Annotated in this window: 22 protein-coding genes; 1 reads left to right on the forward strand and 21 read right to left on the reverse strand. The window is 50.2% G+C overall.

The annotated features are described in order from the left end of the window. Positions 1–36 precede the first annotated feature (36 nt). Both L9W92_RS05525 and L9W92_RS05530 read right to left on the reverse strand, forming a co-directional pair. Positions 37–204, reverse strand: a complete 168-nt coding sequence (locus tag L9W92_RS05525) for an SHOCT domain-containing protein (protein ID WP_240082750.1) — start codon at positions 202–204, stop codon at positions 37–39. Next, positions 197–604 (reverse strand): helix-turn-helix domain-containing protein, encoded by a 408-nt coding sequence (locus L9W92_RS05530; RefSeq protein WP_240082751.1) that lies wholly within the window; start codon positions 602–604, stop codon positions 197–199. The genes L9W92_RS05525 and L9W92_RS05530 overlap by 8 nt, the downstream gene beginning before the upstream one ends. Before the next feature lie 65 nt (positions 605–669). Here L9W92_RS05530 and L9W92_RS05535 point away from each other — a divergent pair, with 65 nt between their 5' ends. Next, entirely contained in the window at positions 670–816 is a 147-nt protein-coding gene (locus L9W92_RS05535) for a hypothetical protein (protein ID WP_240082752.1), read from the forward strand. Between the two features lie 2 nt (positions 817–818). Here L9W92_RS05535 and L9W92_RS05540 read toward each other — a convergent pair whose 3' ends face one another. The 19 genes from L9W92_RS05540 to L9W92_RS05630 all read right to left on the reverse strand — a co-directional run bounded on the left by L9W92_RS05540 (position 819) and on the right by L9W92_RS05630 (position 13,882). Continuing rightward, positions 819–1,520, reverse strand: a complete 702-nt coding sequence (locus tag L9W92_RS05540) for an N-acetylmuramoyl-L-alanine amidase family protein (RefSeq protein ID WP_240082753.1) — start codon at positions 1,518–1,520, stop codon at positions 819–821. After that, a complete protein-coding gene (locus L9W92_RS05545) occupies positions 1,513–1,914 on the reverse strand; it encodes a phage holin family protein (RefSeq protein WP_240082754.1) in 402 nt (133 codons plus the stop codon). The genes L9W92_RS05540 and L9W92_RS05545 overlap by 8 nt, the downstream gene beginning before the upstream one ends. 78 nt (positions 1,915–1,992) lie before the next feature. Continuing rightward, positions 1,993–2,406, reverse strand: coding sequence for a CD1375 family protein (locus L9W92_RS05550; RefSeq protein ID WP_240082755.1), 414 nt, complete (start codon positions 2,404–2,406; stop codon positions 1,993–1,995). Positions 2,407–2,424: 18 nt separating this feature from the next. Further along, complete coding sequence (locus L9W92_RS05555; RefSeq protein ID WP_240082756.1) at positions 2,425–2,952, reverse strand: hypothetical protein; 528 nt, start codon at positions 2,950–2,952, stop codon at positions 2,425–2,427. Then, a complete protein-coding gene (locus tag L9W92_RS05560; protein ID WP_240082757.1) occupies positions 2,952–3,683 on the reverse strand; it encodes a hypothetical protein in 732 nt (243 codons plus the stop codon). The genes L9W92_RS05555 and L9W92_RS05560 overlap by 1 nt, the downstream gene beginning before the upstream one ends. Positions 3,684–3,695: 12 nt before the next feature. Further along, entirely contained in the window at positions 3,696–4,106 is a 411-nt protein-coding gene (locus L9W92_RS05565) for a hypothetical protein (protein WP_240082758.1), read from the reverse strand. 1 nt (position 4,107) lies between these two features. After that, positions 4,108–4,449, reverse strand: coding sequence for a hypothetical protein (locus tag L9W92_RS05570; RefSeq protein WP_240082759.1), 342 nt, complete (start codon positions 4,447–4,449; stop codon positions 4,108–4,110). An 11-nt stretch (positions 4,450–4,460) separates the two neighbouring features. Then, on the reverse strand, positions 4,461–5,072 hold the full coding sequence (locus tag L9W92_RS05575) for a hypothetical protein (protein WP_240082760.1): 612 nt from the start codon (positions 5,070–5,072) through the stop codon (positions 4,461–4,463). Positions 5,073–5,076: 4 nt separating this feature from the next. Continuing rightward, positions 5,077–6,489 (reverse strand): hypothetical protein, encoded by a 1,413-nt coding sequence (locus tag L9W92_RS05580; RefSeq protein WP_240082761.1) that lies wholly within the window; start codon positions 6,487–6,489, stop codon positions 5,077–5,079. Further along, a complete protein-coding gene (locus L9W92_RS05585; RefSeq protein ID WP_240082762.1) occupies positions 6,482–9,625 on the reverse strand; it encodes a hypothetical protein in 3,144 nt (1,047 codons plus the stop codon). Before L9W92_RS05585 ends, L9W92_RS05580 begins: the two co-directional genes overlap by 8 nt. 14 nt (positions 9,626–9,639) lie before the next feature. After that, entirely contained in the window at positions 9,640–9,801 is a 162-nt protein-coding gene (locus tag L9W92_RS05590) for a hypothetical protein (RefSeq protein ID WP_214082559.1), read from the reverse strand. A 20-nt stretch (positions 9,802–9,821) separates the two neighbouring features. Further along, positions 9,822–10,142, reverse strand: coding sequence for a phage tail assembly chaperone G (gene gpG / locus L9W92_RS05595; RefSeq protein ID WP_240082763.1), 321 nt, complete (start codon positions 10,140–10,142; stop codon positions 9,822–9,824). A gap of 48 nt (positions 10,143–10,190) precedes the next feature. Continuing rightward, entirely contained in the window at positions 10,191–11,075 is an 885-nt protein-coding gene (locus tag L9W92_RS05600) for a major tail protein (protein ID WP_240082764.1), read from the reverse strand. Positions 11,076–11,078: 3 nt separating this feature from the next. Beyond that, positions 11,079–11,447, reverse strand: a complete 369-nt coding sequence (gp17, locus tag L9W92_RS05605; RefSeq protein ID WP_240082765.1) for a tail completion protein gp17 — start codon at positions 11,445–11,447, stop codon at positions 11,079–11,081. Next, positions 11,444–11,827, reverse strand: coding sequence for an HK97-gp10 family putative phage morphogenesis protein (locus tag L9W92_RS05610; RefSeq protein ID WP_240082766.1), 384 nt, complete (start codon positions 11,825–11,827; stop codon positions 11,444–11,446). Before L9W92_RS05610 ends, gp17 begins: the two co-directional genes overlap by 4 nt. After that, positions 11,817–12,155: a phage head closure protein gene (locus tag L9W92_RS05615; protein WP_240082767.1), complete on the reverse strand. Its 339-nt coding sequence runs from the start codon at positions 12,153–12,155 to the stop codon at positions 11,817–11,819. The genes L9W92_RS05610 and L9W92_RS05615 overlap by 11 nt, the downstream gene beginning before the upstream one ends. Before the next feature lie 2 nt (positions 12,156–12,157). Beyond that, positions 12,158–12,442, reverse strand: coding sequence for a head-tail connector protein (locus L9W92_RS05620; RefSeq protein ID WP_240082768.1), 285 nt, complete (start codon positions 12,440–12,442; stop codon positions 12,158–12,160). Between the two features lie 9 nt (positions 12,443–12,451). Next, the gene (locus tag L9W92_RS05625) at positions 12,452–12,673 is read right to left on the reverse strand and encodes a Head fiber protein (RefSeq protein WP_240082769.1); all 222 of its coding nucleotides are present in this window, start codon (positions 12,671–12,673) and stop codon (positions 12,452–12,454) included. A gap of 9 nt (positions 12,674–12,682) precedes the next feature. After that, positions 12,683–13,882 (reverse strand): phage major capsid protein, encoded by a 1,200-nt coding sequence (locus tag L9W92_RS05630; protein ID WP_240082770.1) that lies wholly within the window; start codon positions 13,880–13,882, stop codon positions 12,683–12,685. Between the last annotated feature and the right edge of the window lie 15 nt (positions 13,883–13,897).

Here is a 13,897-nt window from a genome sequence, read left to right on the forward strand (position 1 = left end):
TTCGCTATGACATATTCGCTCCAAAAGCCCATATTATCAAGTGTTTTGGCGATATATGCTGCGCTCCGAAAGCCCGTATTTTTGAGCGATAGCTGCCTCAATTTTAATCAATTCATCTTCTCGTATAATGCCTGCTGCAAGCCATCTATTGAAAACTGCCATGGTGGCTGTATAGTAGATGACTGCTAATGCCTTACTACTCATGCCGCACCGCCTTTGACCTGCCGTAGCAAGCGCGGGAGCAGTATTTTCGCTCTCGTTTGCCATACGCTTCAAAGGACTGGCCACAAGTCTGACAGGTAAATGACCGGATGGTTTTGTGTTTAACGTCCTCTGGATGGGCATTCCACCACGCCATACGGCACTTGTCCGAACAGAACCGTTTCTGCTTCTTCCCGATGGTCTGATTAAGCGGCACTCTGCACTGGCAGCAAAATGTACCGTCCACAGAGTCAGACATTATAGCAGCGTTTCCGCCCAGATTGTTTCTGCGACAGTAAGACTTCACCGTGTTTATCGATAAACCTAAGGTATCGGCTATTTTGGTGTAACTCTTACCTTCGGCGCGAAGAAGAGCAATCTGCTCTTTTTGCAAGCCGTTCATATAGGTTCCTCCCTTCGAAGGGCATGAATCGTTCCCTCACAATCCACAGGACAACGAAGGGCGGTTTGAGTACCGGTAGCTTAGGGTTAAAGCAAAAAATGCCGGGTGAAATCAATCACCCGGCGATTTGGAGTCAGTTATTAGGTTTTATTAAAGAAGTAAAAGCCAGAGCTAATGCTTCAAGGATAGTTCTTTTAGGTAATAATCGTTAAGGTTATAGGGATGAAATGTACTCGGCCATTCTTTCAATCAGCATCCCGGCGTATTCACCATTTACGCTCTGGCCTTTTCTTGCATTTTCCAGCCAATATTCAGGGGATTTAAGTATGCCGTTTCTTACTAACACCTCCAAAACTCCTTCCAGACCATTCTTGCTTTCTTCTATGTATGCTAACCCCAGTTGGGAAAGGATAGCGCCAGCTACTGCTTTGATAATTTCATCTCTCTTGGCATCAAACAGTGCATTGTCCTGGCTGTTATCAATAAAGCCGATTTCGATTAGTACTGCAGGGGCCTTTGTTTCTCTTAAGACTTGATAATTAGCAGTTTTCACCCCCCGGTTTGCAAAACCGACCCCCACCAGGGAGCTTTGAATTTTTTCGGCCAGCCCCTTTGACTTGGCTCCCGGATTTAAATAAGTGTAAGTTTCTACACCGGTAGCGGTTTCCGGCTTAAAAGCATTACGGTGAAAGGATATGAAGTAATCAAAGCTGCCCATGTTTTCAAAATCACATCTAGCTTTCAGGCTTACACTAACATCAGCCGTCCTGGTCTCATCGACGATTACTCCATGGCGTCTCAACACTGCTGCTACGGCCCGACCTAGGCTCAGCACATCATCAGCTTCTTTCCTTCCTTTATATACTGCGCCCGGGTCATTGCCGCCATGTCCGTAGTCAAAACATAACCTAGCCATTAATCTTTTCCTCCTTATTTAGTTGGTCCAAAACCAGTTTGAGTTTCTCCGGAATAGGTAGGCCGATCTTGGCTGCATTTTCCAGAATACTAATCCCTTCGTTGGATAAGTAGAAGAAGATGACCGCGGTACGGACAGCGCTACCGTTTGTTATTACCTGGGTGTCGATAATGTGGCCCACTGCCACCAGGGCAAAAATCAGCACCTTCTTAAAGATGCCCCTGGCACCGACCTCGCTGGAAAGGCGTTTTTCCAGTATGGCCAACATGACACCGGTCAGGTAATCGATAACTACAAAGGTAATCAGCGCGTATAAAAAGCCGTCCCAGCCTCCCAAGACCCAGCCCAGCCAGCCGCCAAAGGCTGTTAAGGCGATTTGAAATGAGCTTTTCATTGTTAGTCCTCCTTTTAAAATTGGTAATAAAAAAGAGCCCCAAGGCCCATTCTGAAAAATACTTAATGCCTATAATTCTCAAGCTGATGCAATCCTGCCTGACACTTCCTTTTGTATATCAGTTGGCACCTGATCAATGGTTCTCCTTCCTGCCAGCACCAATTCAGCCATCAATTCAGTGCTGACCGTGCCGGGATTTGCCTCCGAAAGTTTAGCTACAGCCTCCATCAGTACTAAACTATACTTTTCAAGCTTGGCTACTTTTTCGTCCAGCGTTATATTTCTGCCGCCGCTTACTTTGTTATTCCATTCAGCAGTCGGTATCAGTTCCAGATGGCATCCTTCTTTATTTACAACCTTTATAGACTCGTAATTGGACAAATTGAGTTCAGGATCATTGGCAAAGACATAGTCCTGTCCTGGAGCCAGCACTGGTTCAGTCTCAGATGCTTGCACTACTAAACCGTCGTTCTTGTTATATACTAAAAACAATAAGTCTGCCTCCCTTCGTTAATACCTGTAGATTTCCAGCTTGCCTACCATAGATCCGCCGCCCCCGCTGGAAACAGAAAAATATATGGTGACAGATAGGGAAGAGCGAAAGGGGATAGCTAAATTGGCTCTGCTGTCAATTACATTGAGTTTCCCCATTGAATCAGCAAACAAAATAACATCAGATGCTCCCCAGGCTACACTACCATTCACAGAACCAAAGGCAGGTAGGGCCATTCCGTCAATCGTGACGGTAGCCCGGCATCTACTGGTCCATGAGGATGAACCGCTGGCTTGTATATAAATGTTTTGCAATATACCTGTGCCATTATAGGAAATGGTTACACTTTGTTCAGTACTGCCCCAGCTGCTGGTGTTTGACGATATAGTGCTTAATTGCATGATGGTGTAGTTCTTTATATAGTTTTGCAAAACTTCTTTAAGGTTGCCGATTTTGGCATGCAGGCTACCCGCCGGATCAGCGGCATCAGTCCTCACTCCGACCTGTCTGCGGATAAAAGCCAGAATTTCTTCTGAGCCAAACATTACACCACCCCCCGTTTTAATATCTCGCCTGACCATTGATAGGTTTTGATCTGTCTGACCCCACCTATAAAACCGGAAGCAGGGGGCAGGTACCGGTAGGCTTTGGCGATTAGATCACCGTCCCATATAAGCCAGGTAATAGCATTGTAGCCATAGATGCCATGCAAAAGGTTGCCCGTTTCCCCGTTATATACCCCAAAGTGGATAGCATTCTCCGCTGTCCAGTCTCCGCTGTTTCCCGCTCTTTTGTAAGTGGGGTATAAGGAGTCTTGTATGGTTTCCCCATGTAGGTGGAAATGGTTATCAGCATCCCCGGCTTTTTTAATGATCAGCCAGTAGTAAGCGCCGCTCACCAAGTCAGATATATCTATAGGGATGCTGAAATATCCCTTGCTGGGGGGAATAAACTCTTTAGGCAGTACCATGAATCTGAGCAACGAACCCGCTGTTGAACCGTCCGGATTAAAGCCGTCCCGCAGTTCGACCAAGAGATCAGCCCCCTGACCATGCCTGATAATTTCAAAGGTCACTCTCGCGATAGCGGCAGCGGCATCGGCTTTAAACCGCACCGCATGGTCATAACCGGCACAGTCAAATTCAGCTATGCCCGCTCCGGTTTTGCCTCCAAAAGCGGTGCCTTCATAAATATGCGAGAATTCCTGCATTATCATAGCAGCATTAGCCAGGTTCTCATCGATTACTGTTCGGCCGCTTTCAGCTGCAAACAACACAATAATCACCCCCTACTGCAGAGTAAGCCTGCATTCCACTGTCAAAATCATCTGGTTTTCCTTGCCCCAGGGCACTTTTAAGAGGTTAAACATAATGCCTGAACCGGGGGCATCGCTGGCGTCGGTAAAGATACATGTCTTTTGGTGCTGCCCGTTGCCTTCTCCAGCCAAGAGTACCGTCCTAAAGCGGATCATGTTGCCGGACTGGGTCACCACCGATACAGCCTTGCGGTAAACTTCCGATATAGTATCCCCTTCGGTCGTATCATCACCAATAACGAGATAGGGGCTGGAGAGTCCGGCCAACTTCTGGGCGGCAATATTTAAACCTGCGCTGGTAACATAGTTTTTTAAAGGGCCGAAAACTTTGCCGTCCCCATATTCCAAGTACCATTCTGATTTAAGGCTGATAATATCTTTCATGTCACACCACCCCGTATTGGCCCAGAACCACCGTCAGGCCAACCAGCGAGTCGGCTTCATCTGGTGATTTGTAGTTTAAGACCTGCACGTTGGCTTTTTGATAGGCCCTGAATTTGATAAAGCCCGGGAAAGGTACTGTTACAGCTTCGGAAAAGTCCACATCCGCCCATGGGCTCCACTGGCTGCCATCAATACTTGTTGATATCTGCAACCCCCTAGGCAATGACATAGCTTGGGTCTGGGGATAGATGCGGGCCAGGCTGCCAATAGTGGGTACAGGTTGGCTTTCCGGTTGCGGGATGTTTTCAAGCCCCCACTTGTGCATTTCCCATATCATAGACATAGCCTAACCTCCTATGTGATATCCTCAGCTGTAATCACCGCCAATATTGACCATAGGCCGACACTGGTGTTGGTTATCTGTTTGATACTGAAACCTTCTCCTGGCCGTATACATAAAGGCTTAACATCCATTCCCCGGGGTATCATATTGAAATCCAGCAAAGGAGTGGCATTAAGGGTCAGGGGTATTTCATCGTTATTAAGAGTTACCGGCCACAGCAAGGCACCTTCAACAATGGTGGCTCCGGTAGCAATATGAATTGTCGCTGTCAGGTTAACATCCGCAGTGTCAGCTTTTTGCGGAGTTATAACCGTACCGCCGCTCTGACTGGTGGTACGCATAAAATCCAGTTCAACCCCTACACCGGAAACCGATGTCAGTGACATATTAACAATGGATAGCCTAGGTACCCGAACTAAATACCCGCTGCCTGCATCGTTATATATGGAAAACAAGTGCTTGTTTTGCGCCAGAGAAATGCTGCGCGCTAAACAATAAAAGGTAGGCAGCCCTTGCAGGGCCACATACTGCTCATAGCCCGCTGTGCCTTCAATCGCCCGGTAGCGCGCGTTTAACTTTTTCCCGGTGCTGTCGGGCGGGACTTGAATATATCCGCCAGCCATAAAATCAACCTCCTATCATCACCGCACCGCTTGCACAGCCCTCGACCAACCAGGGACGGTTTTGGGCCGTTTTAATCAGCGCGTCTTTTATCGCGATGGCTTCAGTTCCATAGACAAACTTATGGATCAGTTTGGTATCGTTCATTTTTTTCTTCTGCTGAGCCGAGACCAGGGCTTTAAGAAAATCGGCTATCCCTAAGAGACGTCCGCCGTATTCGATTGTATATACCCAAATTCCGGCTTCACTTAAGGAGATGGTCACCTTTTGTACCAGGAAAACTGCGTTTACACCACGTTCGGGAAGCTCAATGGCGACTAATTGTCCCGGTTCCCATCCCGGCACTGTGGTGATGAAACTACCGCTGGTCTTGGGGTTGGCCCATTCGCGCAGATCGGCGTTTCCGGCCGCTTCAGCCGCTTCAATGGTGATCAGGGTATCGTCTTTGATGTAGTGCTCATACACCCCGTCGCCGCCTTCCAGGACGGCAATGGAAGCCTGGCTGGCCAAATCATCTACCATGGTAATAACATCAATGCTTTGCCGGGCGGTAAGCGAAATGGTCACGCCACTCTCGGGTGTATCAGTATCAGCAGAACAGCGCAGGTAGCCGTCGCCGAGATTTACCAGATAATCCTTGGCATCTTCTTCATCCACACCCTCAACCCCGACGTTTTGCACAGTACCGCCCACCTGCAAGCTACATTCATTAGGAGACCAGGGGAGCACCCAGATACGAGCCGCACCGTCTGCTTTCCACTCGATAGTCTGTGGGTCGGACAGCATGCTGCCGCCCAAAACATATACGCGGTTGCGCAGTCCTTGGTGGTCGATACTTACCTTGAAATTGCTAAACCGACCCCCGGCCTGCAATGTCATGGGGGCAGAAGTTCCCATTTGGGCAGGATCAAAAAAGTGGACCACCTTGTAGTAGTCCACATACCATTGCCAGCCGATATAGTCGCACAGCCACTTGATACATTCCGACGGCATTTTGTAGTTGAATTCGGTGCCGGTAGACTCGATTACTGGTGCGCCGCTGGCTATCCCCGCCGCCGAAAAACCGGGACAATATTTAAGCAGGATGTCGTGTACAATGGTGTCGGCATTTAAGCCCAGATAAGTTTCCACCACCAGCTTTTTATCCATCTGCAGGGTATAGTCCTGGCAGTCCACCTTCCACACCAGCGGAGCCTTATAGTTCACCAGTTCCACCCGGTCGATAGTTCCGGCAAAGAGCCGGGGTTCCGTAAGGTCGCTATCCTCGATGATGACTTCACTGCCCTCAAGAGGTTTTTCTCCCTTAACCGCAAATGAGCAGTTGTCTACCTGACTGGTAAGGATTTGGCTGATAGTAAGGCTCCCCCGACGATAGTCCGGCCAGCGCTCCATCCCGGCAATCTTAAGGCTTTTAGCCACTGAAACGCACCCCCTTGGCCAGGAGCGTCCGGTAAATCTGCTCGCCCGCGTCAGCGGTGCCGCCATTGACCGTTATGCTGATCTGGTTGATGGTGGTCGAGCTGTTACTGGTTGCATTTGTGGCAACCGTACCCAAGGCTAAAGGAGCAATTCCTGCTAAAGCGCTCTTTAAGTCAAGGCCACTTAAATTGTTTTTTAAGCTGCTGTAGGCAGCCGTTATATCAGCCACCCCGATTTTTATCTTGTCTACTAAAGAGGGAGAGTTGCGCTGATTGGGGTCCATACCGGAACCCATTATGCTTCGCACTTCATCCATGACACTTTGCAAGGCACTCATCCTGGACCTTATGCCCCGGATTAACTCACTCATGGCCTGGATGCCGTACCCGGCCGATTTTTTGACTATTTCCTCATACTTCTTTTCGATGGTGGCGATGGTTTCGGCGGCGTTCTTTTTAATTTCGCCGTTCTTTTCCTCCCAGGCCTTTTTGTATCTGACCAGCTCCTCATCGGCCTTGGCTTTCATTTCCATGAGTTTGTTCTGCATTTCGATAGTCTGCTGGGTAAGTTGGTTCTGGGTTTCCAGCCTGATCTCACTTAAGCGCTGGCTTAGCTCAACCCGGGCCTGACGCATCTCGATATTGGCTTCCGCCCGGGCCTGAGCGTTTTTGGTTTTCCAAAGGCTTACATATTTATTCAGCTCATCAGTTGTCAAGGCATTTAAGGCCGCGACCTGAGGAGCCGCCTTGACTCCCATCTGCCGCAGTTCGTCAATCAGCCCCTCGTCAACCCCTTTGGCGGCCAGTGACTTTAAGTTGGCCTGCCAGCTATCGAACTGACTAACCTGGTCCTCCAGATTACCAAGCAAGGACTTGCCCGATACTTTTTGTGGCTTCACTTCATCAAAAAGCCCGATCTGGTTTTTGATGGACTCCACCTTGGCTGCATAGCTCTGCTCAAAAGCTTCGATGGCCTGGGCTTCTTTCTCTAAGCCTGCTGCCGTAATAGCGGCTAATTTATCGGACAGTTCCTGCTGCAAGGCGATTTCATCCTGGGCCAGTTTGCTTTTGACTTCCCGGCACTGGTCAGCGTACTCTTTTTCCGCTTCCAGCAGCTTGGCATTGGTTTCAGTCTCTATATCTACCAGACTGTTCTTCATATCGACCAAGGTGGCAATAATGTCGGATACCGAACCTTCTATAAAGGATATTCCTTCTTGCATGCCGGTGCTCAAGCCTTCGCTGATATTAAGGCCATATTCGCGCATCACCTGGGAGGGGGAGCGGATGGATAGGGCTTCTTTGATTTTGTTTTTTACCGTCTCGGCAATTTCCCCGGCGATTTCCCTGACTTTCTCAATCCGGCCTTTAATCCCGTCGATCAAACCCTGAATAATATGAGTTCCTATTTCCAGCAGCGTATTGTGCAGGGTTCTTAGACCCTCGAAAGCGTTGGCCACCACTGTCTTAATCCCATTCCACAGGGTGATGAAAATGTTTTTGATATGCTCCCAGGCTCCTTGCCAGTCTCCCTGTAAGACATCCAGGAAAAAGCCGAAGGCGTTTACAATCACTTCCGCTGCAGTCTGAAATACCGCCTTGATGATGTTCCAGATATTTGTGAATACAGCGGTGATATCTTTACCCCATTTATCCCAGAACACTTTAATGGCAGTTCCGGCTTTGGCGATAATGTTCCCAATATCCGCCCAGATCTCCTTGACCGTGTTACGAAATCCTTCATTGTTCTGCCAAAGCTCCTTGATAGCTAAGATTATCCCGGCAATAACGGCTGCGGCGATAGCAATAGGACCAGTTAAGGCGGAAAAAGCCGCCCCCAACGCTGCGGTTACCCCACCGGCGCTGGCGATAGCGGCTGCAGCTGTACCGACTACACCGGAGATGGCCCCGGCGGCGGTGACCAGCTGACCGATAATCAGGACAACCGGGCCTATGGCGGCAGCCACCCCCGCCACGACTAGAATGGTTTTTTGGGCGCTGGGACTTAAAGCACCGAATCTTTGCACCAGTTCATTTAATCTCTGGATTAATGGGGTTATAACCGGCAGGATATGCTGGCCAAAGGCTCCCCCCAGCTCTTTTAAGCTTTCGGAGAAAACCCGCATCTGGTTAGCCGTTCCCGCCCCGGTTCTCTCGAAATCCCCCTGGGCGTTCTTGGTCATAGCCAGGACATAGTTGTACCTGAGCTGGGTCTGCTCAGCCTGGTTCATATCCTGGATTTTCTTTTTAATCCCCTGGCTGTAGGCGTATTCCTGCAGGTTGGCCTGGGTCATAACAATGCCTAATTCTTTCAAAGATTCGGTCTCGCCGGTAAATACCGACTTTAAAGCGGTATCCGCTATGTCGATGCTGATGTTCTTAAAACTGGACAGATCTCCGGCCAAGCCCACCAGAGTCTTGCTCATTTCTTCTGCCTGCGTAGTGTTAAGCCCCAAGCTGGTAGCCATATCCCCATAGGTAGCAGCCATATCCAGGGCAGTGCCCCTGGCGATGCCATAGCGTTCCAGGGTGGTATCGCTCCAGTTCTTAACGCCTTCAGCGTTATCCTGAAAGGCTACTTCCACCTTGTTCAGAGCTTCATTGGTATCTGAGGCCAGTTTCACCGCAGCGGTTCCGGCGGCTGCAAGCGGTGCGGTAACCGCCAGGGACATTCCCTGACCGGCACTGGTGATGCTGCTGCCCGCTGCTTTTAATTTCTGGCTGGCTTCTTCGGCCTTTTTAGAGAGCTTGGTCCAGGCGGAAGCTTGCAGTTCCAGTTCCTTGGCCGTATTTTTTAGGGAGTGTTCCATATTGGCCAGAACCTTTTCGGCCTGCAGCATTTTGATCTGCAGTTTTTCCACCGCGACCGCATCCTGCTCGGTACTGCCCGCTGCTTTTTCATATGCCTCTTTTAAGGCGGCCACTTTCTGCCTTTGCACCTCAGCCTGCTTGTTTAAATATTCAACTTTTAATTTAAGTTGGTCGGCGGCGCTGCCCATATCGCCCATCTTGGCGGCGGCTGCCTGAAATTCAGCTCTGGCCAGCTTAAGCGACTGATCCAATTCTTTCATGCCCTGATTAAAGCCGGTGTTGTCCAGACCAACTTTGACCAGCAGTTCACCGATGGTTTCAGCCAACTGTTTTCACCCCCTTACCAAATATCATCAATGTACCCGCTTGGATTGTTTTCAGCTTCGTTAACTACAGAGCCAACAATGAGCAGATCCCAGAACATATCGAGCGTCATGGCGTCAATCTGTTCCGGGAGCCAGTGGTAGCTTTGGGCCAGGCTCAAATAGAAATACACCACCATTTGATAAGCCGACAGCTGGCTTAGGTCAGGTCCGTCGGCGGGACTTGGTTTGGGAGTTCTGTCATCTTGCGGCTTACGGCCTCGGCCACCCAACTGGCAATCTGGTAAAAGAGAGGGACAAACTCATCCAGGTCCAGTTCTTCTTCAATAACCTCAGCGGTAATTTCCGGGTGATTAAAGGCAGCAGCGATCAGGCGTTCCATCTCGCTTAGAGCTTCCTCATCGCCTTGCTCTTTATCGCCGAATTTATCTTTGAATTTGGTTACTTCGCGCCACAGTTTGACCTTGGGCGGCGGCGCGGTGTATGTCTTTCCTTTAAGGGTAATCTTGGGGTTCTCCATCGATATCCCTCCCTGTGTGATAGCGGTACAAAAACCGCCCCGATTGGCTTAAACAGCAGTGGTGAAGCTGCCGATTGAAGCATTAGCCAGGTTTTGGCCGCAAATATCCCTGACCCCCTGCGTGCATACCATGATGTAATCCGCGCCCGGGGCCAAATTGCTGGCCGGATTGAAAGTCACCACTTTGTGTTCTGAATTGATACTAAGGACTCCGGCAACTAAGGACCCATCATCAGCCTTCAGTAAGATAAAATTAGCGGCGGTTACATCGGTAGCCTGGATGGCGTTGGCAAAGGTCCAGGTCAGGTTAGCGTCTGCTGCCACTCCGCTGGAACCATCCACCGGACTTATTATCACCGTCAAAGGGCCGGGGGCCGCTCCGTCCACCGCCGTAAACCAATTAATGCCGGTTGAAACTGCCCAATCGGGATGATCCTCATCGCCGATCTTCTGCCAGGCGTTGTCAAAGGTGCGTTTAATAAATGTCCCCTTGATTTTGGGGGTCTGAAATTTGGGCTTATCCTCCGCAGTCTGGTACTCCTGCTCTTGCAGGGCGAATTTCCCTTTATACAGCCATACATAGCGGTAGCTGCCGTTGCTCTTTTTGGACTTGAATCCCAAAGCCACATAGGGTGCGGTGTCGGTTGACTTCTTGACCAGCACCCCGCCAGTGACGCTGTGCCCCAAAAGGGCCGCCTGGGTGTTGAGGTCAATGTCTTTAGCCTCAAACTCCACATCGATTTCCCCCAGCGAGGTGACGGTTTCATCAGGCCCGTCGTCGCAGTACAGGGTTTCTGTATTGCTCTTGGGACTTATTTTGGCGTTGATAGCCCCGGCTATGGCCACCGGGCTGTTATATGTCGCTCCCAAAGGCGTATCGCTGGTAAGAACCGCGTAATACAGGCTGTTTAAGCCTACTTGTACCCCTGCCATTTTTTAACCTCCTTCAACTTCCCGCTCAGTCACATACCTGAGCGCTTTGTGAAATATTTTGGTATCGTCTTCATAAAGATCGGCGCTGCTAGTTCTTTTAAAGCCTAAAGATTTCATGGTTTTGTCCACCTCGGCGGCAATAGGGGAGGTGCTGGCTGCTTTTACCCACACATCCACTTGCACGTGCACCTCAGCCATAAAGGCAGTGTTGTCTGCCCAGGCGGAATCGAAATTGGTTATCTCAAACAAAGTAATGTATTTGTCTAAGCCCTCCGGCGCTTTCAGCTGGTAGATATAAGGCCCGCCCAATAAAGCCAGCAAATCTGTGTTTTCCTCCAAAGCCGCCAGGACTTCCGGTTTGACATTGATCATAGGTTAAGCCCCGCTTTCAAGGTCTGCCTGATGGTTTCCAACACCTGTTTTTTGCTTTCGGCTTGAGCCGGACCCATGAAAGGGCGGGCGGTCATCTTGGAGGTGCCGTACTCCAGAAATTTGCCATAAAAAAAGGGAGCCTTTGGTCCCACCTCAACGTATTTGCCGTTTTCATCCTGCTTTGGTTCGGAAATCACGATATTGTCTGCCAGGTGCTCCTTCGCCATGGCGCTGCGGGGAGCCCTTTGGCTGGCGTTTTCCTGGACGATTTTGGCTCCGGCATAGAGGGCCTGGTTCTCTGCCGGAGCGGCTCTTTGCCCCAGTTCCTTTAGCCTATCTAAAATTTCGTCCATACCTTCCAGGGTCATATTACCTGCCACCGGGGATCACCTCCTTGCACATCAGTTCTATTACGCGGTGCCGCTCATCCTTATCGATTACCGACAGAATTTGAAATACCCGGGAGCCATATAATACCCGCATTGAAGGAGTTATCCCGGTTCGGTAGCGGATTTTAATCCGGGTGGTGACCTCCGACTGCAAGGCCCCCGCCTGGAAGTATTCTTTACCCGATATGTCCGACACTGCTGCCCACACTGTGGCTACTGTAGTCCAGTTTTCCAGGGGGATGCCTTCTGACTTGGTAATGGTCTTGGCCTGCAAGGCAATACGCTGCCGCATCTCACCCATTAAATCGCGCTTCTTCATAATTACCACCCTTCTCGGCGGTAGGCGAATAGGAGCCTGGTCATAAACTCAATTAATGCTTTCATGTCGACTGCTTCCCGTAGTTCATAGAGATTGCCGATGGCATAAAGGAGGGCTTGTTTAACTGTTTCCGGCACCTCGGTAAATTCGGTCAGGGGAAAGCGCAGAATGTCCTGGCAGAGTTCCTCGGCGGCACCTATGAGATCGGTGATGAGCGTATTGTCTTCATCACCGTCTACTTTTAGATACAGTTTTACTTCCTCCAAAGTAAGTACCAATACGCCCACCGCCTTTCATTACTCGGCTGCCATAAGTCCCGCGGCTTTAAGCTTAGCGAGGAGGGCATTGAAGTCGGTCACCAGGCCTTCAATCGTTGATGCCGTACTGTCCGCTTGAGTTCCTGCAGGCTTAAGTTCATTACCTGCAAAGGTCAGTTTACCGCCAACCGCAATCTCAAGCGATCCGCCAATAACGGTTATCTCGCCGCCTTGCTCAGTGTAGTTTTTTACATTGCTCATAACTCACACCTACGCTTTCATCTTAAGTACCTTGATGGCTTCAGAGAGAATCAGCTTGCCGTCCACCCGCTGGGTTGCCTTAAATCCTACCTGACCGGTTGCCGCATAAAGCTCGTTCAGCCTTTGGAAGGAACGGCCTTGCCGATCAGCAATCCAGTAGTAGCCGAAATCGCCGAAAGCGATAGTTTTAGCCCCTGCCGCAATTGTCGGTACATAGGCTGAAGTCTTGACCGGACGATTTAAAATCGTATCCGGTTGTCCGGCAGAAATGGAGGGCTGCCACAGGTACTGGCCGTTGCCGTCCTTTAATTTTCTGATGGCTTTGACAGTGGAATCATTCATCACGAATACGGCGTTTTTGCGGTAAGGGGACTTAAGGCTGTAGAACAGATCCATGATCTCATCCACCGTAATAGCTGTTGCCGAGGCAGCAGTTACACCCAGTTCCGCTCCGCCGGTAGCGTTGAAAATTCCGGTCGGCTTGCCGGTTCCGTCACCGATGAAGAAGGATTCCTCTTCCTTGGCCCCGATTCTCCGGGCAAATTCCCGGGCGATATATGACTCCAGATTAAAGACGCTGTCATTTAACAGTTCCTCGGATACCTTGATCATGGTTGCCAGCTTGTACGCTCCAATGGAAACCTGCCCGAAGGCATCGTCTGATTCCGGAATAGCGCCTTCTTCATCCACCCAGGAGGCGGTGCCCTTGGAGGCTACCACCGGTATTTTGCGGTCGCCGCTGGCGGTTTGGATGATCTTGGCCATGGTGCGGAAGATGTTTTCTTCTTGCAGAGCTTCGACCAGGGTACGCTCGAACTCGTCCGGAACCAGGTAGCCTCCCTCGGAATCGGTTCCCACCTGCAGCGCGTTTAATACTTCGTATCCCGCTGCCTTGCTGCGCATGGCGTTCCAGAAGGCTCGTTTGTACTCGTCACTGGCCCGACCGGTTTTATCCTCAGGGTTGGGCTGGCCGGGCTTGCCGGTAATGGGTGTATTGACGGGTTTGTTAAGTTCCGCGTCCAGTGCCTGCTGACGCTCCAGCCGGTCGATTTCTTTGCCGAGATTCACAACATCGGCTTCCATCTTTTCATAGACGGCAACGTCCTCGGCGGAAAGGAGCCCGTCCGCGCCGCGCTTGCTGTCCAGAAAGGCTTTCGCGGCATCCCAGGCTTTGGCTCTTTTCTCCCGCAGTTCTAAAATTTTGCTCATGGTCATTCCTCCCAT

It is taken from the genome of Pelotomaculum terephthalicicum JT, assembly GCF_022410535.1.
Classification (GTDB): domain Bacteria; phylum Bacillota; class Desulfotomaculia; order Desulfotomaculales; family Pelotomaculaceae; genus Pelotomaculum_D; species Pelotomaculum_D terephthalicicum.

Bases quoted from the DNA above. Each gene is read 5' to 3' on its own strand.
- L9W92_RS05625 (WP_240082769.1), bottom strand. From the start codon at position 12,673: ATGAGCAATGTAAAAAACTACACTGAGCAAGGCGGCGAGATAACCGTT.
- L9W92_RS05540 (WP_240082753.1), bottom strand. From the start codon at position 1,520: ATGGCTAGGTTATGTTTTGACTACGGACATGGCGGCAATGACCCGGGC.
- gpG (WP_240082763.1), bottom strand. From the start codon at position 10,142: ATGGAGAACCCCAAGATTACCCTTAAAGGAAAGACATACACCGCGCCG.
- L9W92_RS05590 (WP_214082559.1), bottom strand. From the start codon at position 9,801: ATGGTGGTGTATTTCTATTTGAGCCTGGCCCAAAGCTACCACTGGCTC.
- L9W92_RS05570 (WP_240082759.1), bottom strand. From the start codon at position 4,449: ATGTCTATGATATGGGAAATGCACAAGTGGGGGCTTGAAAACATCCCG.
- L9W92_RS05630 (WP_240082770.1), bottom strand. From the start codon at position 13,882: ATGAGCAAAATTTTAGAACTGCGGGAGAAAAGAGCCAAAGCCTGGGAT.
- L9W92_RS05545 (WP_240082754.1), bottom strand. From the start codon at position 1,914: ATGAAAAGCTCATTTCAAATCGCCTTAACAGCCTTTGGCGGCTGGCTG.
- L9W92_RS05575 (WP_240082760.1), bottom strand. From the start codon at position 5,072: ATGGCTGGCGGATATATTCAAGTCCCGCCCGACAGCACCGGGAAAAAG.
- L9W92_RS05565 (WP_240082758.1), bottom strand. From the start codon at position 4,106: ATGAAAGATATTATCAGCCTTAAATCAGAATGGTACTTGGAATATGGG.
- L9W92_RS05555 (WP_240082756.1), bottom strand. From the start codon at position 2,952: ATGTTTGGCTCAGAAGAAATTCTGGCTTTTATCCGCAGACAGGTCGGA.
- L9W92_RS05600 (WP_240082764.1), bottom strand. From the start codon at position 11,075: ATGGCAGGGGTACAAGTAGGCTTAAACAGCCTGTATTACGCGGTTCTT.
- L9W92_RS05525 (WP_240082750.1), bottom strand. From the start codon at position 204: ATGAGTAGTAAGGCATTAGCAGTCATCTACTATACAGCCACCATGGCA.
- gp17 (WP_240082765.1), bottom strand. From the start codon at position 11,447: ATGATCAATGTCAAACCGGAAGTCCTGGCGGCTTTGGAGGAAAACACA.
- L9W92_RS05530 (WP_240082751.1), bottom strand. From the start codon at position 604: ATGAACGGCTTGCAAAAAGAGCAGATTGCTCTTCTTCGCGCCGAAGGT.
- L9W92_RS05615 (WP_240082767.1), bottom strand. From the start codon at position 12,155: ATGAAGAAGCGCGATTTAATGGGTGAGATGCGGCAGCGTATTGCCTTG.